Here is a 23,127-nt window from a genome sequence, read left to right on the forward strand (position 1 = left end):
TGTTCCCGATTCCCGATTCCCGATTCCCGATTCCCGATTCCCTGTTCCCTATAAAACTTGGCAATTGCTGTAATTGTATGGTATATTTCCGAATAAATTAATAGCGCTAGAGTAAGTTGCCCGATCATGATAGATACCACCCAAGCCGCCTATCTTCTAGGTATTTGTCCTCAACGAGTTCGCCAACTCCTGAAAGAGGGCAGAATTCAAGGAGCCGAAAAAGTTGGTCGCTTTTGGCGGATTCCGCTATATAACGGTATGCCCAAGATAGTTCCCGGTAGCCGAGGACCACAAGGCTCCTGGAGAAAACAGCCCAGCAAATCCCTGACTCACATCTACCTCAACGAGGAAGTACTTCAAAAGAATCAACAAAACCATACAACAGACCCAGTGATTACAGTTAAACGGGGTAATCGCGATATCAACTGTCATTATGTAGAAATCAGCGGGCCATCCCGGTTAGTCTATAGACCAGAATCTCCCAAGAATAGTGGTGCCACCCTTTGGATAGAGGTTGAGCCTAATGTGGAGGTTGTAACTAAGGTTTTTGGTCAGTATTAACATGTTCAAAATTAAGCTCAACCACTTCTAGGCTGTATCCTCTTTGCTTAGCAATCCGCTTAGCTTTGGCTTGGGCTTGACTGAAGGAATCAAATTTGAGTGCTCCCCCTGCATGAGGACACCAATTTAACCGTTCCATCCCACCTAATAACTCTAATGAAGCTAGGTAATTAGAGCTATTGGATTCAAATAATACGTACCTAGGTCGGGATGAAGTGCTGTTAGTACCGTCGTGAGATTCTTGGCGACGTTGTTGTTTTAGTTTTGACGCACGACCCATAGCAGACCTCTAGAAAACTAGTGTTGAATGTTTAAAAAATTATTATTCCAGCGGCAGGTGATGAGTGACGAAAGTAAAATTTTATATTTACCAAAGATAGTGTAAATCCAGGACAAACCCAGGCAAAACCTCCTCCCCTGATAAAGTTTTAGGAGACTCCAACACCTCCACAACTTGACCTGGTCGATAAATTTCCACTTGCCGTGCTTGAGGATTAATTAACCAGCCCAGACTTACCCCATTTTTTAGATATTCCTCCATCTTGGCTTGAGTCACCGTTAACCGATCAGTTGGAGACATTAATTCTAGCACAAAATCCGGGCAAATCGGTGGAAACTTCTGGCGTTGCTCTGGTTTAAGTGCATCCCAGCGTTGTTGTTTAATCCACGCTACATCCGGAGAACGGTCAGCACCATTAGGGAGTTTAAAGCACGTCGAAGAGTCAAAACAAACCCCTAATTTAGCTTTTCGATTCCAAATACCTAAATCGATGATGATTTCAGCATTATGGTTACCAGTTTCTCCACCAGTAGGTGACATGATAATCACTTCTCCCTTGGCATTGCGCTCAAATTTTATTTCCGGGTTATTTCGACATAACTTATAAAATTGGTCATCAGTCAGTTCAATAATAGAGTTGAAACTTACTGTAAAAGCAGTCATGGTGATTTAAAATGTAGAATTGTAGGGACTATTTTAATTATTATCAAGTTCCACAGGGATGATACACTCAGGACTATTATTTCTGACATTATTCACAGTAGTGCTAACGGGATAAACACTCATCTTCTGGGCATCATAGGGAATCAGTAGTGGCTGCAATAGCTCCCGTTGACTTACCTGATGATGCAGCCATAAATCATAATCCCTAGGTTCTAATATGACTGGCATTCGATCATGGAGCGGACTGATAATGTCATTAGCTACTGTGGTTATAATTGTACAAGAAGCAATTATCTCACCCGTTGGATTTTTCCAAAGTTCCCAAAGTCCTGCAAAAGCAAACGGACGCTTATCTTTCATATGGAAATACAACGGTTGCTTCTTGCCATCCTGTCTTCGCCACTCATAAAAACCATCCGCTACAACCAAGCAAAGCCGACGACGGAATGCACTGCGAAATGCTGGCTTTTCTGCTACCGTTTCTGTTCTAGCATTAATCAGCTTTGCACCAATTTTTATATCCTTTGCCCAACTAGGAATCAAACCCCAACGTAACAATTGCCATTGTCGCTCAGTCTCAGTTGAGGGGTTTAATACTGTTGCCACCAGCTGAGTAGGGGCAATATTGTAACTAGCCTCCTGGGTTGGCACATCATCTAAATCAAAAGCTCGCGCTAGGCTTACCCCTATAGTTGTCAGGGTGAATCTACCACACATACTGGACGTGATTTAGTATTTATGTACTATTTTAGAAGCAAGTTATCCGTCCTGAGTGCTACAAACCAGCAAGCCTGCTATTAAGCGATCGCGTAGCGTGGCCTACGGCCAATCGCATTTCAATCAGCAATTCAATCATTTGTGGCGGTCGGCTCTGGAAGGTTTGCTAGTTTCGTCCCTTACTGGAGCAGCGTTCAAGTAATAGACCTTGACAAAATTAGCAATATAATCAGCAATTACCCGATTCCCGATTCCCGATTCCCGATTCCCGATTCCCGATTCCCGATTCCCTGCGCGCAGCGCTATAGTACGGGCAACCATTCCAGTCACCCGTACAACCGTCAACTGTCAACCAACCATCAATGTCTTAAAGATCTGTTTCGCTAAACTCACGATTCATGTGGTCAAAGGGCTGATCAACAAATCCGATATTCCCAATACCAGCTTCTGTTGCCATTGCTTTGACCATATCTTTCATAATCTCAATCCCACGCACGGTTGGAGCGATTGGCACACCTAGGGAGTTATAGGTTTCCCGCAACCCTTGTAGAACCCGCTCATCCAGGACATTGGTATCACCAGCAACTAGGGCATAACTAGCATAGCGCAGGTAATAATCCAGATCTCGTAAACAAGCAGCATAACGACGAGTTGTATAAGAATTGCCACCTGGACGCAACAGTTCAGGAACTTCCTCATACAGTTGTGCTGATGCTTGCTTGACAATAGAAGCAGCATTGCCATTGATTAAAGTAGCTACAGCCACCCGAGCGGTGCCAGTTTCAAAGTAAGACTTAAGTGAATCGATGGCATCCCGATCTAGGTAGCGACCTGAGCTATCATAATTCCTAATCAAGTTTGTGACTAGATCCCTCATTAAATTATTCTCCCAACAACAATCTTGATATTTTTGATTTACTATTGACCTCTTCCCTAGATATAGGGCGAGCACTCAACAGGTACAGAGCGCTACACTATGCACTCCACAGGAGTTAAACAGCAAGTTGAATGTGTGCTCAATTCCAGACGCTATAATTGGCTGGAGCTAAGCGTATACATATCTTTCATCACTAGATTGTACCCTGTTGCTTGTTGCTTTCATCCTTAATGCTTCTTGAGAATTGGGCGTTGCCCACCATAGATGTGACCTTATAGTTGAGCAAGACACTTCCAGAGGGGGGAAACAGGGAAACTAGAACCGACCGACCAAATGCTCCCACTAACCCCATTGCCCATATAGAGGCCATATAGAGGGATTTAGGCAAAACCTGCCACTAACCAGAGCCTAGTCTTCGCCTCTGTGCCATGGTGACCAGACAAAGACCTTCTGTTGAGCCTTTGTGCGAGCCTTTGTGCGAACCTGACTTAGTCTAGAACTCGAAAATTTAATTTTTTATTCATATGAGATCCGATCATCTTAGGACATTCTGTATTGTTAGATACATAATGTCCTACTTTCTATCCCTAGGATGAGTCAGGAATCAGGGAACTACAACTTTTCACTGTTCAAGGGAAAAGCCCATCAAGATGCTTTTAAGAAAATCGTGCTGCTTGCACCACTCAAAAAAAAGTATCTCCCCAGGAATAACTGACTCGGATGCTTACCTAGCCCGTCCTCGGTTTGGGAAAGCTTAAGTGTCGCCAATTTTGGTAGATTCACTAACTCAAGTAATTTTCTAAGATTGTTTCTTTGTAAACAAACGTAAAGCTGATCAAAGGAGTCATTCATGCCTGAAACCCCACAAGAAGTCTTGAAAATGATTCAAGACCAAAACATAAAAATCATCGACCTTAAATTCATTGATATGCCAGGGATCTGGCAGCACTGCTCGTTTTACCAAGACCAAATAGAAGAGGATTCCTTTGTCGATGGAGTTCCCTTCGATGGTTCAAGTATTCGGGGTTGGAAAGCAATCAACGAATCTGACATGGCAATGGTTCCTGATGCCACAACGGCTTGGATCGACCCATTCATGAAAGAACCAACCCTGAGCATGATTTGCAGCATTAAGGAACCGCGTACTGGGGAATGGTACAGCCGCGATCCACGCAGCATTGCTCAGAAAGCCCTTGACTATCTGATCAGCACTGGCATTGGGGATACCGCCTTCTTTGGTCCAGAAGCTGAATTCTTTGTGTTTGATGATGTTCGCTTTGACCAAACCGAGAGCCAGTGCTACTACTATGTAGACAGCGTTGAAGGTCGTTGGAATTCTGGTCGAGAAGAAGCAGGTGGTAACCTCGGATATAAGCCTCGCTATAAAGAAGGTTATTTCCCTGTCTCCCCCACAGACACCCTGCAAGACATGCGTACCGAAATGCTGCTAACCATGGCAGAGTGCGGCGTACCCATTGAAAAGCACCACCACGAGGTAGCTACAGGTGGACAGAACGAGTTGGGTTTCCGCTTTGGCACCCTAATTAAGGCTGCTGACGATCTGATGACTTATAAGTATGTCATCAAAAATGTTGCCAAAAAGTATGGCAGAACTGTCACCTTCATGCCCAAACCAATCTTTAATGACAATGGTTCGGGAATGCATACCCACCAATCTATCTGGAAGGATGGGGAACCCTTGTTCTGGGGTGATGGTTACGCCAACCTAAGTACCATGGCGCTCCATTACATCGGTGGTTTACTCAAGCACGCCCCGGCTCTGTTAGCACTTACCAACCCCAGCACGAACTCCTACAAGCGTCTGGTTCCTGGGTTTGAAGCCCCAGTCAACTTAGCTTACTCCCAAGGCAACCGTTCAGCTTCCATCCGCATTCCTCTGTCTGGCCCCAATCCTAAGGCCAAGCGGTTAGAGTTCCGTTGCCCTGATGCCACCTGTAACCCCTATCTCGCCTTCGCTGCCATGCTCTGTGCTGGTATTGATGGCATCAAGAACGAGATTGAACCAGGTGACTCTCTAGATGTGGATATTTACGACCTCTCTCCAGAGGAATTGAGCAAAATTCCATCCACCCCCGGTTCTCTAGAGGATGCTCTGGCAGCCTTACAAAAGGATCATACCTTCTTGACTGAATCAGGAGTATTTACCGAAGACTTCATTACCAACTGGATTGAATTCAAACTAGACAACGAAGTCAACCCCATGCGGTTGCGGCCTCATCCCTATGAGTTCGCACTATACTACGATGTCTAATACTTTGTCAATGGTGAACTAAGACCATTAGCCATCCTCTAGGGTCAACTACCGCACACTGACCCTCAAGGTACAGTGTGGGCTTGAATAAAGCCTGTTGACCAGACGGCGCGAGGCAAGAAATCCTCGCCTCGCGCAGCCGTTAAGACTAAGCGTTAAAATTCGTACCTTGAAATGCGTGCCAGTTTCAAGCACTACAACTGGGTAATTAAACAGGTCATTCGGGAAAGCCAGTGTTACTCAGAAAGTACCGAGTCTTAACACGTCGAGGCAAACCTTACCAACTTATGTTGAGCGTTCAAAGTAATGCGAGTTTTCGTAGTAGACAAAAACATTTTGCCTCTTGACCCTTGCCATCCAGCACGGGCGAGAGAACTACTCACAAAAGGACGAGCGAAAGTCTACAAGCGCTATCCATTCACGATCGTGCTACAGGAGAGAACGGCGGAAGAATCGATAGTTCATCCTCATAGGATTAAGATTGACCCTGGAAGCAAAGTAACTGGAATTGCCGTAGTTCAAGAGGAGACAGGACGTGTTGTAGGAGCGTTAGAAATCTCTCACAGAGGGCAACAAATTAAAGACGCCCTTGAATCTCGTAGGGCATTAAGAAGGGCACGCCGTAACCGTAAAACCCGTTACCGTAAACCTCGATTTCTGAATCGAACCCGTAAACAAGGATGGTTACCTCCCTCTCTTGAGAGTCGGATTGCCAACATTGAAACATGGGTCAGACGGATGCTCAAAGTTTGTCCTATTACAGCCATCTCTACTGAGCTGGTTAGGTTCGATACTCAGGAATTACAAAATCCTGAGATTAGCGGTGTTGAGTATCAACACGGAGAGCTCTTTGGCTTTGAAGTAAAAGAGTATCTATTGACCAAATGGGGTAGAAAATGCACTTATTGCGGCGTTGAAAATGTCCCCTTAGAGATTGAACATATCATCGCCAAATCAAGGGGAGGTAGTAACCGTGTGAGCAACTTAACATTGGCTTGTCATTATTGTAATCAAGCCAAAGGAAACCAACCTGTTGAAGAGTTCCTGAAAAAAAAACCATTAGTTCTCAAACGAATTTTGGCACAAGCATTAGCACCATTGAAAGATGCGGCAGCCGTTAACGCTACCCGATGGGAACTGTTCAGAAGGCTGCAATCGTTCAGTTTGCTATTAGAAACAGGTACAGGGGGTACAACCAAGTTTAACCGTAAGACCAGAGGCATCGAGAAACACCACTGGACTGATGCGGCTTGCGTAGGTGCCTCTACACCGGAAAAGCTACTTTTAAAGGGAGTTAAGCCACTATTAATCAAGGCAAAAGGTCATGGAACTCGTCAGCGTTGCGGGACTGACCGCTACGGCTTCCCAATCCGTCATGCTCCATCCCAAAAGTTCTTTATGGGTTTCCAGACAGGGGATTTAGTGAAAGCTAATGTTTTAACTGGGAAGTACCTAGGAATCTACACCGGTCGAGTGGCGATTCGATTTAGACCAAGTTTCAAACTAACCACAGTCGGCAAAAGGTTTGACGTTCATCCAAAATATTTGAAAACTATTCACTTTGCTGATGGATACGAATATGGCTCCTGAACAGCGGATTTACTATCGCTCAATTGTTTGTTTGACGGCAATTCCTCGGACAGCTGAAACCGTAGGTTCAGTGTCCATTGAGGAACACTTCGAGCCACACTGATTTTAGATTGATTTTATTACTGAATCATGTTTTTTGCTGCTACGAGGTCCAGTAATTTTTTTCATGATAAGCGCGTTTGTATTTGAGATGTAAACCTGTATTGTCTTTTTTTATTGTCGAATAAAACTCCGGAGCTCTTGCCCCTTTTGCCTTTTGCCTCTTACATGCATGCCTCTTGGCCTTTGGGAGTATGTTAACAACCGAGATCTAAACGCTATAGTCTACAGTAGACTTGGTCATAAATAATTCCTGTCCCCAATTCAACGACCGTTCCCCTATCGGGTCAGACGTGGGTTTGGTGCGGGTTTAGCTAAGAAAATCTATGACAGTTGCATATCCTCACAAATCAAACAATGGCATGGGTGCCCGTGAAATCCTGCCACATGTGGTACGCGATCGCAAACTTCACCTGGTCATGCTCAACCGCTATCGCTACAACGAACAACACAGTTGCCTGGATCTCACGGATTTGGTAGAAAAGCTGGATGGTCAGCCAAAAGAACTGGTGCGTGACCTATCTCATCACATTGCTGACGAAGCTCGTCATGCCATGTGGCTGACTGACCTACTCATGAAACTGGGGGCAGATATTGGTAAGCCCCCTGGAGTGTCCTACATCAAGGAATTTGATCGACTGATCGACCAGGAAAGCTATAAACAACCAGGAAAGCTGAACGATGGACTGATCGGTGGTTTGGCAGCGATTAATGTCACCGAAAAACGGGGATGTGAGTACTTCTCAGCTCACATCAAAGCATTGAAAGAGGCACCGAAAACGGAAGAAAATATTAAGATTCTTAAAACCATTGAACAGATTTTCCCAGAGGAAGTTGGTCATGTGCGTTGGGGGAATCGGTGGTTGGCACAAATTGCCAAGAAAAGCCCAGAACATCGACAGAAGGTCGAACAGGCAAAGCGCCAGTATGTAGCGATAGAACAGGCGGCTTATGAATCTGGTATAGATCTGATGGCAGGTGCTGAACTGCGCCGACTCAATAACTTGCTAGAGGTTGCCAATACTTTGCCAGTGTGGGAACGTCCTCAGTACCTGATCGAGCGCTTACCCCAAACCTTGCTAGCCCCTGAACTGCAAATGACCAGGATTCAGGTAGCACAAAAGGCTTGGCAGCAAGATCCACAAGGGTTTATCGAAAAATTTGTGCCAATGTTTTTGAACGGTCTGAATCAGGTATCTAAACATCAGCAAAAAGCTGTCTCCTAGAAAATTGGTCAAGAAGTCAGAAGCTGTTCAAGGGCATTTGTTAGTGTTTCGGTATCTCAAAGGTAAAATCTAAGACAAGGGTTCAAGGAAAAAGGTTAAGGCAAAATCATTTTTTCCCCTTGACCCTTTCCTTTTTGCCTGTCTCACCTAATTGCATGTCTCGACCCTTGATTTAAGAAAATCACTCAACGTGTCAAGAAGCATAGCTACAGGTGATACTGGGTCTTAGGCAAACCCCAAGACCAGCACAGAGAAATAGATTATGACAAACCCACAGCCGAATCCTGACACTCTATCTAGTCAAGACTTGTCAATGGCAGAAATCGTTGCCAGTGAGTTCAACCAGACTATGACTGCCGTTAACTATGTCGAAAACATTGAAACGGTCATCTCCAGCCTGGAACAAAACAATAGCGCTATGGTAAGCCACAGTGAAGAAGGCTACTTGTGGAAGTTTCAGTACGGTAGCGTGGAAGTATTCGTTCAGCTCACTGGTTCCACAGATGATGACACCTTCACAGCTTGGTCTTCTGTGATGCATCTACCTGCCAAGGACGAGGCAAAATTGATGCGCAAGCTCCTGGAAATGAACTGGTATGACACCTTTGAATCCCGCTTTGCTATTGTTGAGGATCAAGTTGTCGTGTTATCCACGCGAACTGTTGCTGAATTGTCCCCAGGAGAAATTTCTCGCGCCATTACCGTGGTAGCCACTATAGCCGATGACAATGATGACTTATTACAAGCTGAGTTTGGTGCGGCCTAAAATCTTCTGATTCCAGTTGATATTACCACACAGGTGAAGGATAAAGATTAAAACATACCAGTTAGCGAACAAATCAGCCAACAATGGCATTGTTTAATACTTCAGACTTACCACTTGAGACTTCTGATAGTTCAGACTTACCACTTCAGAGTTCATCCTGGCGTTTAATTCCCTTACTACAGGCATCAGGGCGGCTTCAGATGGCCATTGACCAGTGGCTACTAGCCCAGCACCAACGGGGAAAACATCCCCCAGTATTGCGATTTTATACCTGGGCATCACCAACCATCTCTGTTGGCTACCATCAACGCCGTTGGCCTGAGTTCTGGGAACAACTCACTTGGGCATCACAACCAGTAGAGCTGGTAAGGCGTCCCACTGGTGGTAGAGCTGTGCTACATCAGGGAGATTTGACCTATATGGTGGTTAATTCCGGGTTGACTGGTAAACGTCTTGATGCCTATCACCAAATTTGTGAGTTTTTGATTCAGGGGTGGCGCTCGCTTGGTGTAGAGTTGCACTATGGTTCAGCCGGACGGGGGTATATTCACAATCCCAACTGTTTCGGGACTGCTACTGGTGCCGATTTAGTGTTGGCAGATGGTTCTAAACTGATTGGTAGTGCTCAATTGCGCCGTGGTAATGTGACTTTGCAGCATGGCTCAATTCCCTTAGAACCAGATGCTGGACTGTATACTCAAGTGTTTGGGGAAGCGCCCCCTCCCTTTGATCTACCCATGGCTCAACGGGGAGATGCCTTAATAAACATTGTGGTGGATGCCCTAACTCATGCTGCTGCCGATTGTTTTGGTGTGGAGTTGGTAGAGAAGCCTTTATCAAATCAGGAGTGGCAAGAAATTCTGGCTTTGGTAAATAGCCGATCAGATCAATAGCCGATCAGAACAAATCTGGTTGAACACCCATAGTTAAGGCTGATGGAAAAGCAGACAAGGAGAGGTTTTTATCATGGATAAAACAGAAATTATAGCGCTACGTGCAAGTCAGAAGTAAGAAGTAAGAAGTCAGAAGTAAGCGATTACTTACGTTTCGGAGTTTAGGAATTGTCTTACATCTGAATGCGTAGTGCTATATCAGAACTTAAGCAAAAGTAGGCAACAAACTAGCTGATGTCTAAAGTTACTACCAGAAATGACTTGGGCGTGATGATTTGTAAGCTCCAAATCCTGTTCCGAGCCCAATATACTCCTGGCTCGTTTCTCAATTTTTGACAATAACTGCCATAAATCCCACCTCCTGTCAGTATTTTCCCTGAGGGTAAGTTCAAGGTAAGTTTATATAATCCTAAACAAGCACCTTTTTCAGTAATAGCTTCAACTATGCAGCAGCACAGATTAATCAAGCTACCCATTTTTTGATCCGGCTTAGATTTTGCTAACTCTAATAAGTGAAATAATTGATAAAAATAAATTCATAATAACTAAATTTTCTAGGATTATAACTCAAAACTATTTGTTTTATTTTAATAAATAAATTTAGACTTAGACATGGTTAAGGGATGATAAATTATAGATATTTTACAATTTATGAGTAAATCGATTTGTGTTGATATGACCCTGAACCAGTGACATACGATCAAGACAAAAATCTCATCTTAGTTGTAGATGATACACCCACCAATTTATCAGTCATATCCCAGGCTTTGCACAATGCTGGCTTTACGGTTGCTGTGGAAACAGATGGTGAAAGCGCGATTGAACAAGTTAACTATAATCAACCCGATCTAATTCTATTGGACGTAATGATGCCAGGAATTGACGGATTTGAGACTTGCAAAAGACTAAAAGCAAACCCTTCAAATCGAGACATCCCCGTAATTTTCATGACCGCACTGACTGACACAGTTGATAAGGTCAAAGGTCTTTCCATCGGAGCCGTCGATTACATCACCAAACCGTTTCAACAAGACGAGGTATTAGCTAGAGTAAGGATACATCTACAACTAAGACATTTGACTATAACCCTTGATGAACAAAATGCCCGTTTGAAACAAGAAGTTGCGGAACGTGCGGCGGCGGAAACCAGGTTAAGTAAGACTTTCCAACAGCTTAAGGAAGCCCAAGAGCAAATTATTGCCACAGAGAAACTAGCATACCTCGGTACCTTAACAGGGTAAGCGCAAGAAAAAATTGCCCATAATGTGCATTGGCTGGATATCGGTTGATCGTGGCTCGAAACCCCTATAATCTCGTAGAACTTGATTCTCAATAGAGTTTAATAGTTGATAATGAACCCAGTTTTTTCTCAATAAGCTACAGCTTATTGATTCTTGCGCTTACCCTGGGTACCTTAACTGCAGGGGTTGCCCATGAACTGAGGAATCCTCTCAACTTTGTCAACAATTATGCCGAAGGTTCGATGGAGTTAGCTGAGGAACTCATCGAAGAATTTAAAATACAATTAGAGCATATAGAAACAACAACAGCTAGCTATATCAAAGACACCTTGACAGAACTGCGAGACAATTCTCTCGCTATCAAACTTCATGGTCAAAGAGCCGAGGGCATCATTCAAAGCATGATGCAGCATGCTCGAACTGACAGTACTCAACTCCAACTGACTGACCCTTCACTCAGGTAGATGAGTCGGACACCCGCAAGTATAGTGGGGCTGGGTTGGGTTTAGCGATCGCGAAAAAGCTCTGTGATCTGATGGCGGGTCAGATAACTGTGGACAGTGAATTGGGTAAGGGAGCGAAGTTTACTGTTTCCCTACCCATAGAATGGGTTTAACACTGATTAGTCATTCGTCATATTCACCCAATGGTTATCCTTGTATCCTTCCTTGTATCCTTCAACCTACCCTAGATCAAATCGCCTTGGGCGAACAACCTTGGCCAAAAGGCCACGCAATCGCGTTCAACCTGCAACCCTCAATCCTAAACCGTCCTTAGAGCTGTATCAATCCACTGCTTCAGGGTGGGTAGCACTTCCTCAAGGGAGAGTTCTGTCGATTTGTGGGTAGCCCGTTCCACCACTTCCACTTTGCCATCTTTAAGCGATCGCCCAGTGACAATCCGGTAGGGAATCCCAATTAAATCAGCATCTTTGAACTTGACCCCAGCTCGTTCGTTGCGGTCATCAAGCAGGGTTTCGATACCTGCTTCATTGAGTTGAGTGTAAAGTTTTTCTGCTGCTGCCATCTGCTGGGTATCTCCCACATTCGGGATCGTGATAATCACATGGTAGGGTGCGATCGCAACTGGCCAGATAATCCCATCCTTGTCATAGGATTGCTCTACAGCTGCTTGAGCTAACCGAGACACTCCCACCCCATAACAGCCCATACATAACGGAATTTCTTCCCCTTGCTCACTGGTGTAGGTAGCCCCCATCGCCGATGAGTATTTCGTCCCCAACTGGAAAATATGGCCAACTTCTATTCCGCGAGCGCTTTTTAGGGTTTGATTCGGGTCATGGATGGCGCGATCGCCTGGACTCGCCTTACGGACATCCACCACTAGCTTCGGTAACTGGAATTGCTCACCCCAATTGCCACCAACTACGTGATAGCCTGACTCATTAGAACCAGTAGTAAAGTTTTTCAGTTCCACTGCTGTTTTATCTACCAACCGCACAAACTGAGGCGCAATATCTTTAGCTGGCTTGATGTAATCATCTGCCAAATCAGGTGCCATGTAGCCCAAAGGTAGAGGTTTCGATGCCCATTTTTCCTGGGTAGCTACCTCTGGTACAGTCAGGGCTAAAACCGTTGTGGCATCGTATTGGTCTGCCAATTTCACCAGTTCATTCTGTAACTTCACCTCATTTACATCTTGATCCCCCCGAATGCTCACTAAAACCAACACCGTCATCCCGTTGTCATAGACAATTTGGTAAAGGACATTTTTTACCACACTAGTGGCAGAGCACTTCAGGAATTGACAGAGGGTGTCAATAGTTGAGGTGTTTGGAGTTTCTAGTTTTTCATAAGTGTTATAGGGTGAGGGCTCTAGGTCTGGTGGTAAGGAAACCGCTTTTTCCACATTGGCAGAATACTTGCCATCCTCCGTGTAGAGAATCTCGTCTTCCCCAGCATCAGCCAGAACCATAAATTCTTGAGAACCCGAACCCCCAATCGCCCCAGAGTCAGCCTCAACCGCTCTAAACTCCAAACCACTGCGGCTAAACATATTTCTATAGGCTTGATCCATCGCCTGATAAGTCTTTTTCAGGCTTTCGTGATCCGTATGGAAGGAGTACGCATCCTTCATAATGAATTCCCGTCCCCGCATCAGGCCAAATCGGGGGCGAATTTCATCTCGGAACTTAGTTTGAATTTGATACAGGTTTAGAGGTAATTGCCGATAGGACCGAATCATGTCCTTAGCAATAGTAGTGATTACCTCTTCATGGGTTGGTCCAAGCCCCAATTCCCGCTTTTGTCGGTCAATCAGAGCAAACATAATGCCCTCAGCTTTGGTGTAGGTGTCCCAACGACCCGATTCTTTCCACAGCTCAGACGGTTGTAGCTGAGGCAGTAGACACTCTTGAGCACCTGTGGCATCCATTTCCTCCCGCACAATCTGAGAAACTTTTTTGAGGACACGCCACATCATGGGTAAATAGGCGTATATGCCACTGCCAATACGTCGAATGTAACCCGCACGGAGCAAAAGTTTATGGCTAGGGATTTCTGCTTCCACTGGGTCTTCCCGCAGTGTCACCAACAGCATCTGAGACAGTCGCATTACTTACTTCCTTTTTAGACCAAACTACCATTATCTCATCAGTTTAAAACTTTCATCAACAGTATGTCAGCCAGGATTGACATACTCTTCAACCTCTGAGAAGGTATGTGATTATAGGCTAGTTTCTAGTTTAATTTCAATTAGCATAATCTTGGTTATAGACGTTTTAGCTTGCGAAGCTTTACGTTTGGCGTTGCTTAATAATGGAATGATGTGAATAGTTTTGTGGAACAGGCATCTTGCCTGTTATCAATATTTTCGGGCGGGCAGGATGCCCACTCTACTCCTATTCATTCTAAGACTGACGCAACACCTTACGTTTTCTTGCTTTGATTAGTGAACAGGTTACCATCGGAGCTTTAAATAAACTAGATATCAGTAAGAGCAACCAAAGCATTAACCAATCCCCTATCAACCAGATTATTATCGATAACCAACGGACTCTTAAAAATGTAATATTGGAGACGTTTTTCAATTCATAGCTCAACCAAACAAGACTAGATTTAAGTGATATTGATAATACTTATTGCTGTCTATAAATAAAATCATACTGTTTAAATAAAAATTAATAAAAGATAAACAAGAGTTTTTGACGCTATTTTGATCATTGTTATGATCAAACAATACTCTTTATTATAAGAGTTTTTATGCTATCAAAAAAAACTTAGATATAAATAAATTATCCAGATAATTACGATAGATAATTTATAGGCAAAAAAAAACTAGCAATAAGATTAAATTAATTAACAAATAATCATATTAAAAGCCATGATGGATATTTTTCTGGAATAATTATCAGATTTATAGCCAAAAAAACGCAGCAGACAATTGAATTAAAAATAAACTAATACCCCTGAATTTACCATAGTTTTATGGCGGCTGTATATCTGTAATTAAAATTCATAAAATCAACACCATTACGAATCTCCAACCGAGATGCTTCACTAACGGATATCAGTAGGTGGAGAAACTCCTTAGCCATTATAATTCCCAAAGCCATTGCTTAGCAGTAGGGACTAAAGATGAATATAATCTCCAGGGTTGTAGACGGAAAATTAGTCTTGGGACCGGTAGAATAACCTGAAGAATATACCCTAGATGAATTACTAGCCAATCAAGTCGAAATCAGTGAAGAGGTTCACTGGGGTAAACCAGAAGGTCGAGAGGTGTGGTAGGCTTCTGTGAGTGCGAATTGCCTTTTGGACAACTTCTAGTCACTAAAAAAGGAACAGATATAAACTTTGGGTATTGAACTACGCAGTTACGTATACATAGACAGCTTGCAGCCTCAGCACGCCGCTTACATGGGAACAGTAGCGTTAGGATTTTTGCCCTTACCAGGAGATACCTCCCTTTGGATTGAAATCTCACCAGGTATTGAAATTAACCGGATTACCGATATTGCCCTCAAATCCACTGCCGTGCGTCCAGGAGTGCTGGTGGTCGAACGGCTTTACGGACTTCTAGAGGTGCATGCTAATAAACAAGGGGAAACCCGTACAGCTGGCAAAGCAATTTTAGACGCACTGGGCGTCCGTGAACAGGATCGGCTCAAACCTCGGGTCATTTCTAGCCAAATTATCCGTAATATTGATGCCCACCAGACCCAGTTAATTAATCGCACACGGCGCGGTCAAATGTTGCTAGCAGGGCAAACCCTATATGTATTAGAAGTTGAGCCAGCTGCCTATGCTGCCCTAGCTGCCAATGAAGCAGAGAAATCCGCCTTAATTAACATCTTACAAATTAGTGCAGTGGGCAGCTTTGGACGCCTCTACCTAGGCGGAGAAGAACGGGATATATTAGCAGCGTCTCAAGCAGCGCTGACTGCTATTGAAAGCGTGAGTGGTCGTGAACATCCTGCTGCCAAGCGCAAGGAATAGAAAGGAATTCTTCCTGACCTGATCCCTTAATGTAGTGCCATTGGGTTAAAGTCTTTGTTGGCACCGCTACATAATGTGAAGGAGAACCTCAATGGCCAATCTAGAACATCTTGCTCTACTCAAACAAGATCCATTGAGATGGACAGAATGGAGAAAGACAAATCTAGATCTAGAACCAGACCTTAGCGAAGTTAACCTCAATGGGGCTAACTTTGAAAGGGTAAACTTAGCAAAAGCTAACCTAAAAAAGGCAAATCTAGGCAATATTAAACTGATTAGCGCTAACCTCAGTCAAGCTAACCTCAGTAATGCCAACCTCCAAGATGCTGAACTAATCAAAGCTAAACTGATCTCGGCAGAGCTAATTGGGACTAAACTTATAGCAGCTAACCTGATCAGGGCTGACCTAAATGGTGCCAATTTAATTGGGGCTGACTTGACCCTAGCTAACCTGATGGAAGCTGATTTGAGTAATGCTAACCTAATTGGCACTAGCTTGCTCAAAGCTAATCTCTCAGAAGCAGATTTAAGTGGGGCAAAGCTAAGACGGACTAACCTGGTTGAGGCTAACCTTATGGCTGCCAATCTCTGCCATGCTAATCTGAGCAATGCTAATCTTCATCAAGCTGAACTGCTTGGGGCTTACCTATACAAAGCTGAGTGTCCAGGGGCTAACCTAGCAGAAGCTCACCTGAGTGGAAGCTATCTGTTTGGAGCTAACCTAGCAGAGGCAGACCTTTACGGGGTTGACATTAGATGGGCGAACCTTACCAAAGCTAATTTAAGCGGGTCTAACCTCACTACAGCTAAGCTGAGGGGCGCTAACCTCAGTAAAGCTAACTTAACTGGGGCTACTATCATTGAAGCTGAACTAAGCCAAGCTAATCTAAGGGAAACAATTATGCCTGATGGAACTATCCATCCTTAGATCACTACATCTGATCACAATCAATCAAACCTTCGATTAATCAGTTAGTGCTGCAAGTATCATCCAACAGACACTATCGACCAGACACCGATGAGTTATGCCCAACCGCCCCTAAAATTTATCTCACCAGGTCAATATGTGCTGGAAAAACCCACCGTCGAGCGGTTTGTTGAGACAACCTTACTGCTATGGGATCTGGTGACTCGCCTCAAGGGTGGCAACCCCTTTGATCGTCCTCGATTAGGTAAGCAAAGGGTACAGATGAGAGTTGGTAAACCAATATCGGTCTCTGAGTTTTACCCAGCCTATCGAGCCAGTCGTCATGGTGCTAGATAAGCTATAGTTGACCTGACTCATGAGCTGCAAACCTCTATGGAAAGTCTGATCATAACTTGACAATATTCTCTGACTAAGTAAAAATATATAGCATTATTTTTATCCTTAACCTCAAGTTAATCAAAGTGGGATTTTGGTTAACTTGAGGTTAAGCTTTGGACTCTAACTATCCTGAGTCCACTCAACCTCAATCTCAAGAGTCTGGCTTGCTAGACCTCAGACTGTAGCTAATAGATGATTATTTTTCCGGCAGTGTCTGGAATTCATCGGCAGACTCTGGTACCAGTATATAGAAAGCCAATTATTACTAACCGCTGATGCGTTATGTTCCACCCCGAAAGGCTTGCGAAATCCTTGGAGTATCACAGCGAACACTCCGATACTGGGATCAAGCAGGAAAAATCAAAACCATTAGAACCCCAAGTAATCAACAGAGGTACGATGTTGACTCCGTTCTTGGACAAGTCCCAAACAAGCCAGTCGTCATCTACGCCAGGGTTTCAAGCAAAAAACAAAAAGACGACCTCGAAAGGCAAGCGGCGTTCTGCCAAGGGCAATTCCCGGAAGCAGAAATCATCTTTGACATCGGCTGAGAACTCAACTACAAGCGAAAAGGTCTTAAAACCTTATTGGGACGGGTCATGTCAAGAGATATCAACCTGGTTGTGGTCCCACACAAAGACCGTAGGCCAAGATTCGGATTTGAACTTATCGAATGGTATGTTACGCAAAACGGTGGCAAGATCTTGGTTCTCAACCAGTCAGACCTATCTTATGAGGGAGAGATGGTGGAGAATATCCTCGCCATTGTCCATGTCTTCAGTTGCCGACTCTACGGTCTCAGGAAGTACAAAACTGCTATCAAAGAAGATCCGAGTTTACCCGGGAACTGAACTGAAGGTTAAATGGAGAACTTGGATTAACGCAGCTAGATGGTGTTACAATAAAGCGGTCGCCATCCTCAAAACTACAAAAATTGGGAAGTATGACCTCAGGAAAAAGGTGATGTTAGATGTTCCTGAATGGGTAAATCAAACTCCCTACAACCCTAGACAATTAGCAGTGTTTCAAGCTTTTGAAGCGTACAAAGCTGCTATTAAATCTGGTGGTCATACTAAGTTTAGGCGGTACTGCGATCCAGTCCAATCTATTCGATTCCAAAAGTCTAATTTCTCCAAAGGTGTCTTTTATCCTAGACAGACCAAAGGATTAACGTTCACTAGCAGTGAACCACTCCCTGAGAAAATGACTCACGAGCCGATACTTAGCATTGATCGAGGTCGGTGGTTTATTAGCTTTGCCGTTGAATCAGACCAAGATAATTTCCCTATCCCTCAAAAAGCAATCGCCTTAGACCCAGGCGTGAGGAGCTTTTTAACTGGATTTGATGGCCAGAGATTTATAGACTTAGGGACTGGGGACATTGGAAGGGTTTATCGCCTGTGTTCTCATTTAGATCGATTAATTTGTCAGGCAGCCTTGGCCAAGGGACGCCCTAACAAGAGAAAGAGGTTTAAGTTAAGGAAGGCTGCTCAAAGGATTAGGGGAAAAATTCGTAACCTAATTGATGAAGCCCACAAGAAAATTTCTTGCTATCTAACTTCTGAATATCAAGTTATTTACTTACCAAAGTTTGAAACATCACAAATGGTCGGTAAGGCTAAAAGGAAAATCAGAAGTAAAACAGTTAGGGCAATGATGAATTGGGCACATTACCGATTCAATATGACGTTGAAGCATCAGGCAACTAAAAGAGGTTGTTTTGTAGTAGACGTATCTGAAGAGTACACTTCCAAGACTTGTACAAGGTGTGGCCATGTTCACCGTAAGTTAGGCGGATCTAAGAAGTTTTTGTGCCCTGAATGCGGACACACACTTGATCGAGACCACAATGGCGCTTTTGGGATTTTCCTGAAAGCTTTGAGAGATACCTCCTCGTCAATTACTGACGTGCTATACACGGATTCCGGCGAAGCCCACGAATTACCGGGTTAAACGTATCTGGGACGATGAACAAACTAGTATTACCCCAAACCAAAACCATTGGAGAATGGAGTTATCTGGGAATTCAGAAACACTTCCAGAAAATGCTTAGTCACGAAGCCGCCGTTCTCGAAGATCGAGATCCCGAACAGCTGCACCAAATGCGTATCGGAATGCGGCGCTTGCGTACCGCCGTCACTAGTTTTACCCCTGCCGTAGTCTTGCCCAAAGCAGCCTCTGAAAAACAGATTGGTAAGATTGCCCGTATTCTAGGGAGTCTTCGAGATCTAGATGTCCTCCAAGAAACCCTCCACAAAGGTTACCAACCCAAGTTACCGACCAAAGAACGGAAAGCATTGAAGCAAGCCTACGTTTACTTGGAAAAAAAGCGGTGCAAAGCTTTAAAACAAGTTCGGGACGTTCTGCAAGGTAAGCCACACCAAAAGCTTAAGCAAACCTTAAAACTGTGGCTAAAAAAACCCACCTATAAAGAAATGGCTCAGATGCCAGCGGCTGCAGTATTACCTGATTTACTCTTACCCATTGTCAGCCGCCTGTTACTCCACCCCGCTTGGCTAGTGGGCGTTGATCTTAAGGATACTGGTAGCCAAACTCCCAAGCAGCTGAAACCAGCAGCAGTTGAGTCCCTGCTAGCCATTCGTGGATCAATGATTCACGATCTACGCAAGCAAGCCAAGCGGGTGCGTTACCAAATGAATCTATTTACTGAACTCTATAGTCCTACCTATAAGGACTATGTCGAAGATATGAAGCAAATTCAAGGCATCTTAGGTGATATTCAGGACAGTATGGTTTTAGACGAATTCTTAAACTCTGTCTTTCACTCAGACCTAAAGCATAACGCTCCCCAGTTGGCTCAGTTACTACAGGCCAACCGCTACAAATCATGGCAACAGTGGCAAACCTTACAACAGAATTATTTGAAGCCCGAAACCAGGCAAGCCTTTCGGCAAATATTACTGACTGATTGACACTCCCCATGGCGCTTATGCCAGGGGATTCTTGTTTCGACGAGCTGACTTTAATACACAAGGGTTTTACCGTTCCTCGCACCAAATAACCGTCTACAAACGCATTATCTAGTTTAAGCAAGTGTACCCAGCGGTCTGCTCTCCACAAGCTTACTGGAATAACTCTCCCAGGGTTTGGGCGTGCCCCGCCCTACCTTTGACTAAAAAACTTAACTTTTGCGCTTTGGTCGGTACTCTTTAGAGTCCATGCGTTTTTAGGGTTTTTCGCTCCCTTGCTGCTACCATCGCTTTACGTCGTAGATTAATTGGTGATACCGACGACTTCTCACCTGTGGTAGGCCAGTAATAACATCATAACACAAACAGAACAAATGAAACGCCGAATCCCTCAATTGTTTTATGTCAGGGGTGATGCTAACCCCATATCTAAAGCTAGGGGCGTATAGACCTCACCCCTCACACTCCCCAATTTTTCGGTCAGGCAACTGATAGGTCTTATGCTGGTGAGGGTATAAACACGGTTAATGTATCTTGGTTGAATGAATTGTATAAAATGTGCTAGCCTTATTAACATAATAGATACAACACTTTGTTCTTTTTCCTTTCTCAGAGTCATGGTCAAGCCAAAAAAACCTTAGGCAAGACTGATTCCCTTGCTGATCTGCTCAAAAAGCAGTAATGGTTTTTAACCTGTTAGGGAACTGAAAGTGTAAAAGAAAAGATACAAGTGGTCTTATAGGAGCTTTTTGCTTGATGGACTATATAGAAAAGGTTTTGGAAAAAATTCAAGAATGGGCGCGCAAGCTTATTGAAGCGCTATTAGGTCCTGAGGCTCAGCCTGAACCAGAACCAATCCCCATTCCTGTTAATGACCCAAGGTGTCGTCGGAATTAGATAGTCATTGTGTCCGGTGATTCTCGAAAACGTCTAAGTATCCTGGTTCTCCATGGTCCCAATCTTAATTTACTGGGACAGCGAGAACCAGGTATTTATGGATCTGTCACCTTGGATGAGATTAACTATCTCCTAGAGCAAGAAGGGCAAAGGCTTGAGGCAAGCGTGACAGCGTTGCAGTCTAATCATGAAGGTATCTTAGTCGATAGGATACATGAAGCTTTAGGACACCACGACGGGATTTTAATTAATGCTGCTGCTTATACCCATACCAGTGTGGCTATTCGAGATGCAATAGCTGCGGTAGCCTTGCCAACTGTAGAAGTTCATCTTAGCAACATCTATCAACGAGAAGCCTTTAGACATCATTCGTTCATGGCACCAGTGGTAGTCGGTCAGATTAGTGGTTTTGGAGCTAACAGCTATAGACTGGGGTTACAGGCTCTAGTTCTTACATTGAGAAAATCGATTGGTAATTAAAATCAAAAATTTGATGGGTGCTGCCTTGCGGGTTGAAAAAGGCAATTTAAAAGCACACTAGATTTCTTGACAAAATATGGATGCGGTACTCACTTTTGAACCGATTTAGAGGTGCCTTGTTAGGTAGCCTTGTGGGAGAAATCCTGGCTGGGAGTGGCTGCCAAAAGTTACGACCAGCTCAAGTAAGATTTCGACCGCCATCCCAAGGGGATGCTGGTCTGAGTAAGACGATTTCCCATTGGAGCAAGATTGCTACTTGTGGTATTGAAAGTTTGATTCGCTGTGGCAACCTCGATTTAGGAGATTGGTTAGTGCAGTGTGAAAAGGCTCAACCCTCTATCCTTTCATTAAAAGGGACTGTCAACAGTAGCGAAGCAGCAGTAGCAACCTTACCAATAGCATTATTTTTTCATGAAGATGAAGTCAAGTTGCGCCAAAAACTGCTAGAGGCGGCAGCAATTTGGCAAAATGATTCTGAAAGGTTTGAGAGTGTCTTGACAATAGCTTGGGCGACAGCGATCGCCCTTACCGAAAAACTTGACTGCCCTACCCTGATTTCCAGAATCATTGCCTACCTAGGGAACTATCAAAATCAAAAGGTCTGGGTGCAACACTTGGAACAATTACAAACTCTACTCGAGCTTGGGGCAAGTTTAGAACAAACTGTTATCCAGCTGCGTCGAGAGCAAAGGCGTAGAAATGAGTCTGAGGATGACTGCTCTTTATCGATTGCCTTAGCATTGTACTGTTTCCTAAACACCCCAGAAGATTTTCGCCTCTGTGTAACTCGTGCAGCTCTTACAGGCTATCAATCACAAACTACTGCTGCCTTAACAGGTGCTTTAGCTGGTGCCTATAACGGTATCATCGGTATTCCAGTGCCCTGGCTGATGGCGCTTAACCTCAGCGGTACTGGGGTTGACCAATGGCAATTAGCAGACCAGTTGTTGGCAGTGTGGTCAGGTGTATATGATGTTTCAGCCATAGCTGAGTTTCAGAAGCTAGCTGTGGTAGCACCAAGAGTGATCGGATCGCGATAAGCTGTTCAATCAACGGACTGTCAAACCAAAAATGAAGCTCCACCTACAAGGGGCTGTAGCCTGAAACTTGATGGTACATAAAATTTTCATGGCCTGTGTTGCACCCGTGGTGTTGAATTTGCTACCACAGCTATAGGTAAAACCAATATAAACCAGTTAAACTAAGATGATCTAAAAAAACACTGGCTTCTGAGCCTTGTCAGCTAAAAATCAGTGAAGTCTGAGATTATATTCTGTTACTGACCCCGCAATAAAGGGTGCTTATGGGGTAAGACTTAAGCCTAAGTGTGACTAGACCATTGAGCCTAATCCTGGTAAGAACTTCCAGCCACAACCCCTAAGCTGGAGTATCTGCAAGACTGCTGACTTCAGTCGCGGTTAACGACAGGAATCATCTTGGATTAGGTGGTCGAGGGGACTTATAACTCCATGATTGAGGATTATCTCCATGGGAGTAGCCATTTTATCACCAACTCGACAGCCACTAATGCAAATTACCCCAAGTTCCCCTAGGGAATGGATCAAAGAAAGAAAAGCTAAAGTTGTAAATAATGACCTAGGCGTATTTACGGTGAAGTTGGTCTGTGAATCATCTGGAAGTCAAACCCAACCAATAGCCATGGGGATTGACCAAGGTAACCACGAAACCATAATTACCACTTTAATGAAGTTTTCTGTTCGCAAACTCCAGTTACTGTTACAGTATACAAGGCCTGATTGTCACTGGAAGTTTCCCACGCAACGTGGGCTCTACCCATGTCAAATGAGTGGATTTAAAATGAGTGGAGGCAAACTTTCCAGTGTTTTTTATGAATAATAAATAAATGTAGAT

At 44.1% G+C, this 23,127-nt stretch carries 24 protein-coding genes and 2 pseudogenes; 20 read left to right on the top strand and 6 right to left on the bottom strand.

Annotated features, from left to right (window positions below):
* Positions 1 to 126 precede the first annotated feature (126 nt).
* Positions 127 to 561, top strand: coding sequence for a helix-turn-helix domain-containing protein (locus tag F6K63_RS19755; protein WP_008177982.1), 435 nt, complete (start codon positions 127 to 129; stop codon positions 559 to 561).
* On the opposite strand, the gene F6K63_RS19760 is transcribed toward F6K63_RS19755, so the two are convergent.
* From F6K63_RS19760 to F6K63_RS19770, 3 genes are all read right to left on the bottom strand, one after another.
* Positions 539 to 841 (bottom strand): hypothetical protein, encoded by a 303-nt coding sequence (locus F6K63_RS19760; protein WP_287251408.1) that lies wholly within the window; start codon positions 839 to 841, stop codon positions 539 to 541. The genes F6K63_RS19755 and F6K63_RS19760 overlap by 23 nt on opposite strands.
* Before the next feature lie 87 nt (positions 842 to 928).
* Positions 929 to 1,504 carry a Uma2 family endonuclease gene (locus tag F6K63_RS19765; RefSeq protein WP_008177978.1) on the bottom strand — a complete coding sequence of 192 codons (576 nt, stop codon included), beginning with the start codon at positions 1,502 to 1,504 and terminating at the stop codon, positions 929 to 931.
* Positions 1,505 to 1,537: 33 nt separating this feature from the next.
* Positions 1,538 to 2,221: an SOS response-associated peptidase gene (locus F6K63_RS19770; RefSeq protein ID WP_287312963.1), complete on the bottom strand. Its 684-nt coding sequence runs from the start codon at positions 2,219 to 2,221 to the stop codon at positions 1,538 to 1,540.
* Positions 2,222 to 2,362: 141 nt separating this feature from the next.
* On the opposite strand from F6K63_RS19770, the gene F6K63_RS19775 reads away from it, so the two are divergent.
* The gene (locus tag F6K63_RS19775; RefSeq protein WP_154659637.1) at positions 2,363 to 2,608 is read left to right on the top strand and encodes a hypothetical protein; all 246 of its coding nucleotides are present in this window, start codon (positions 2,363 to 2,365) and stop codon (positions 2,606 to 2,608) included.
* Here F6K63_RS19775 and apcB read toward each other — a convergent pair.
* On the bottom strand, positions 2,589 to 3,098 hold the full coding sequence (apcB, locus tag F6K63_RS19780) for an allophycocyanin subunit beta (protein ID WP_008177972.1): 510 nt from the start codon (positions 3,096 to 3,098) through the stop codon (positions 2,589 to 2,591). The two genes, F6K63_RS19775 and apcB, sit on opposite strands and share 20 nt — an antisense overlap.
* A gap of 193 nt (positions 3,099 to 3,291) precedes the next feature.
* Positions 3,292 to 3,468 (bottom strand): hypothetical protein, encoded by a 177-nt coding sequence (locus tag F6K63_RS19785; RefSeq protein WP_154659636.1) that lies wholly within the window; start codon positions 3,466 to 3,468, stop codon positions 3,292 to 3,294.
* Positions 3,469 to 3,948: 480 nt separating this feature from the next.
* Between F6K63_RS19785 and glnA the strand changes: the two genes are divergently transcribed.
* The 9 genes from glnA (at position 3,949) to F6K63_RS19830 (ending at position 11,801) form a co-directional block, all read left to right on the top strand.
* Entirely contained in the window at positions 3,949 to 5,370 is a 1,422-nt protein-coding gene (gene glnA / locus F6K63_RS19790; RefSeq protein WP_287312964.1) for a type I glutamate--ammonia ligase, read from the top strand.
* Positions 5,371 to 5,676: 306 nt separating this feature from the next.
* Complete coding sequence (gene iscB / locus F6K63_RS19795; RefSeq protein WP_287251413.1) at positions 5,677 to 6,960, top strand: RNA-guided endonuclease IscB; 1,284 nt, start codon at positions 5,677 to 5,679, stop codon at positions 6,958 to 6,960.
* Positions 6,938 to 7,063, top strand: a complete 126-nt coding sequence (locus F6K63_RS19800; RefSeq protein ID WP_287294045.1) for a hypothetical protein — start codon at positions 6,938 to 6,940, stop codon at positions 7,061 to 7,063. Before iscB ends, F6K63_RS19800 begins: the two co-directional genes overlap by 23 nt.
* 322 nt (positions 7,064 to 7,385) lie before the next feature.
* Positions 7,386 to 8,285, top strand: a complete 900-nt coding sequence (locus F6K63_RS19805) for a ferritin-like domain-containing protein (protein WP_044491863.1) — start codon at positions 7,386 to 7,388, stop codon at positions 8,283 to 8,285.
* Between the two features lie 262 nt (positions 8,286 to 8,547).
* On the top strand, positions 8,548 to 9,051 hold the full coding sequence (locus F6K63_RS19810) for a YbjN domain-containing protein (RefSeq protein WP_008177958.1): 504 nt from the start codon (positions 8,548 to 8,550) through the stop codon (positions 9,049 to 9,051).
* An 83-nt stretch (positions 9,052 to 9,134) separates the two neighbouring features.
* The gene (locus F6K63_RS19815; protein ID WP_008177956.1) at positions 9,135 to 9,944 is read left to right on the top strand and encodes a lipoate--protein ligase family protein; all 810 of its coding nucleotides are present in this window, start codon (positions 9,135 to 9,137) and stop codon (positions 9,942 to 9,944) included.
* 689 nt (positions 9,945 to 10,633) lie between these two features.
* Positions 10,634 to 11,185 carry a response regulator gene (locus F6K63_RS19820; protein WP_287312965.1) on the top strand — a complete coding sequence of 184 codons (552 nt, stop codon included), beginning with the start codon at positions 10,634 to 10,636 and terminating at the stop codon, positions 11,183 to 11,185.
* 146 nt (positions 11,186 to 11,331) lie between these two features.
* Positions 11,332 to 11,649 (top strand): histidine kinase dimerization/phospho-acceptor domain-containing protein, encoded by a 318-nt coding sequence (locus F6K63_RS19825; RefSeq protein ID WP_287312966.1) that lies wholly within the window; start codon positions 11,332 to 11,334, stop codon positions 11,647 to 11,649.
* Between the two features lie 35 nt (positions 11,650 to 11,684).
* Positions 11,685 to 11,801 carry a sensor histidine kinase gene (locus tag F6K63_RS19830; protein ID WP_324293442.1) on the top strand — a complete coding sequence of 39 codons (117 nt, stop codon included), beginning with the start codon at positions 11,685 to 11,687 and terminating at the stop codon, positions 11,799 to 11,801.
* 146 nt (positions 11,802 to 11,947) lie between these two features.
* Here the strand turns inward: F6K63_RS19830 and proS are convergent, their stop codons facing one another.
* Positions 11,948 to 13,759: a proline--tRNA ligase gene (gene proS, locus F6K63_RS19835; RefSeq protein ID WP_287312967.1), complete on the bottom strand. Its 1,812-nt coding sequence runs from the start codon at positions 13,757 to 13,759 to the stop codon at positions 11,948 to 11,950.
* A gap of 1,241 nt (positions 13,760 to 15,000) precedes the next feature.
* Between proS and ccmP the strand changes: the two genes are divergently transcribed.
* The 9 genes and pseudogenes from ccmP (at position 15,001) to F6K63_RS19880 (ending at position 23,112) form a co-directional block, all read left to right on the top strand.
* Positions 15,001 to 15,642 carry a beta-carboxysome protein CcmP gene (gene ccmP, locus F6K63_RS19840; protein WP_044491860.1) on the top strand — a complete coding sequence of 214 codons (642 nt, stop codon included), beginning with the start codon at positions 15,001 to 15,003 and terminating at the stop codon, positions 15,640 to 15,642.
* A gap of 91 nt (positions 15,643 to 15,733) precedes the next feature.
* Positions 15,734 to 16,570 carry a pentapeptide repeat-containing protein gene (locus F6K63_RS19845; protein ID WP_008177946.1) on the top strand — a complete coding sequence of 279 codons (837 nt, stop codon included), beginning with the start codon at positions 15,734 to 15,736 and terminating at the stop codon, positions 16,568 to 16,570.
* A gap of 129 nt (positions 16,571 to 16,699) precedes the next feature.
* Positions 16,700 to 16,906 (top strand): annotated as a pseudogene (locus tag F6K63_RS19850) (1-acyl-sn-glycerol-3-phosphate acyltransferase); the annotation flags it as partial.
* Positions 16,907 to 17,220: 314 nt separating this feature from the next.
* A pseudogene (locus tag F6K63_RS19855) lies at positions 17,221 to 17,799 on the top strand (IS607 family transposase).
* A complete protein-coding gene (locus tag F6K63_RS19860; protein WP_287312968.1) occupies positions 17,720 to 18,901 on the top strand; it encodes an RNA-guided endonuclease InsQ/TnpB family protein in 1,182 nt (393 codons plus the stop codon). Before F6K63_RS19855 ends, F6K63_RS19860 begins: the two are co-directional and overlap by 80 nt.
* Before the next feature lie 14 nt (positions 18,902 to 18,915).
* On the top strand, positions 18,916 to 19,881 hold the full coding sequence (locus F6K63_RS19865; protein ID WP_008177938.1) for a CHAD domain-containing protein: 966 nt from the start codon (positions 18,916 to 18,918) through the stop codon (positions 19,879 to 19,881).
* Positions 19,882 to 20,784: 903 nt separating this feature from the next.
* Entirely contained in the window at positions 20,785 to 21,255 is a 471-nt protein-coding gene (gene aroQ / locus F6K63_RS19870; protein ID WP_008177933.1) for a type II 3-dehydroquinate dehydratase, read from the top strand.
* Between the two features lie 80 nt (positions 21,256 to 21,335).
* Positions 21,336 to 22,295 (top strand): ADP-ribosylglycohydrolase family protein, encoded by a 960-nt coding sequence (locus F6K63_RS19875; RefSeq protein ID WP_287312969.1) that lies wholly within the window; start codon positions 21,336 to 21,338, stop codon positions 22,293 to 22,295.
* 448 nt (positions 22,296 to 22,743) lie between these two features.
* Positions 22,744 to 23,112, top strand: a complete 369-nt coding sequence (locus F6K63_RS19880) for an RRXRR domain-containing protein (protein ID WP_008177928.1) — start codon at positions 22,744 to 22,746, stop codon at positions 23,110 to 23,112.
* Positions 23,113 to 23,127: the final 15 nt, after the last annotated feature.

The sequence above is a fragment of the Moorena sp. SIO1G6 genome (assembly GCF_010672795.1).
In the GTDB taxonomy this organism is placed as follows: Bacteria; Cyanobacteriota; Cyanobacteriia; order Cyanobacteriales; family Coleofasciculaceae; genus Moorena; species Moorena producens.

What these genes read in the sequence shown, in the direction of transcription:
- F6K63_RS19760 (WP_287251408.1), bottom strand. Translation starts at nt 841, where the DNA reads ATGGGTCGTGCGTCAAAACTAAAACAACAACGTCGCCAAGAATCTCAC.
- F6K63_RS19875 (WP_287312969.1), top strand. Translation starts at nt 21,336, where the DNA reads ATGCGGTACTCACTTTTGAACCGATTTAGAGGTGCCTTGTTAGGTAGC.
- F6K63_RS19785 (WP_154659636.1), bottom strand. Translation starts at nt 3,468, where the DNA reads ATGGCCTCTATATGGGCAATGGGGTTAGTGGGAGCATTTGGTCGGTCG.
- proS (WP_287312967.1), bottom strand. Translation starts at nt 13,759, where the DNA reads ATGCGACTGTCTCAGATGCTGTTGGTGACACTGCGGGAAGACCCAGTG.
- F6K63_RS19770 (WP_287312963.1), bottom strand. Translation starts at nt 2,221, where the DNA reads ATGTGTGGTAGATTCACCCTGACAACTATAGGGGTAAGCCTAGCGCGA.
- F6K63_RS19845 (WP_008177946.1), top strand. Translation starts at nt 15,734, where the DNA reads ATGGCCAATCTAGAACATCTTGCTCTACTCAAACAAGATCCATTGAGA.
- apcB (WP_008177972.1), bottom strand. Translation starts at nt 3,098, where the DNA reads ATGAGGGATCTAGTCACAAACTTGATTAGGAATTATGATAGCTCAGGT.
- glnA (WP_287312964.1), top strand. Translation starts at nt 3,949, where the DNA reads ATGCCTGAAACCCCACAAGAAGTCTTGAAAATGATTCAAGACCAAAAC.
- F6K63_RS19810 (WP_008177958.1), top strand. Translation starts at nt 8,548, where the DNA reads ATGACAAACCCACAGCCGAATCCTGACACTCTATCTAGTCAAGACTTG.
- F6K63_RS19800 (WP_287294045.1), top strand. Translation starts at nt 6,938, where the DNA reads ATGGATACGAATATGGCTCCTGAACAGCGGATTTACTATCGCTCAATT.
- F6K63_RS19755 (WP_008177982.1), top strand. Translation starts at nt 127, where the DNA reads ATGATAGATACCACCCAAGCCGCCTATCTTCTAGGTATTTGTCCTCAA.
- F6K63_RS19815 (WP_008177956.1), top strand. Translation starts at nt 9,135, where the DNA reads ATGGCATTGTTTAATACTTCAGACTTACCACTTGAGACTTCTGATAGT.
- iscB (WP_287251413.1), top strand. Translation starts at nt 5,677, where the DNA reads ATGCGAGTTTTCGTAGTAGACAAAAACATTTTGCCTCTTGACCCTTGC.
- F6K63_RS19880 (WP_008177928.1), top strand. Translation starts at nt 22,744, where the DNA reads ATGGGAGTAGCCATTTTATCACCAACTCGACAGCCACTAATGCAAATT.
- F6K63_RS19805 (WP_044491863.1), top strand. Translation starts at nt 7,386, where the DNA reads ATGACAGTTGCATATCCTCACAAATCAAACAATGGCATGGGTGCCCGT.
- F6K63_RS19860 (WP_287312968.1), top strand. Translation starts at nt 17,720, where the DNA reads ATGTCTTCAGTTGCCGACTCTACGGTCTCAGGAAGTACAAAACTGCTA.
- F6K63_RS19865 (WP_008177938.1), top strand. Translation starts at nt 18,916, where the DNA reads ATGAACAAACTAGTATTACCCCAAACCAAAACCATTGGAGAATGGAGT.
- F6K63_RS19765 (WP_008177978.1), bottom strand. Translation starts at nt 1,504, where the DNA reads ATGACTGCTTTTACAGTAAGTTTCAACTCTATTATTGAACTGACTGAT.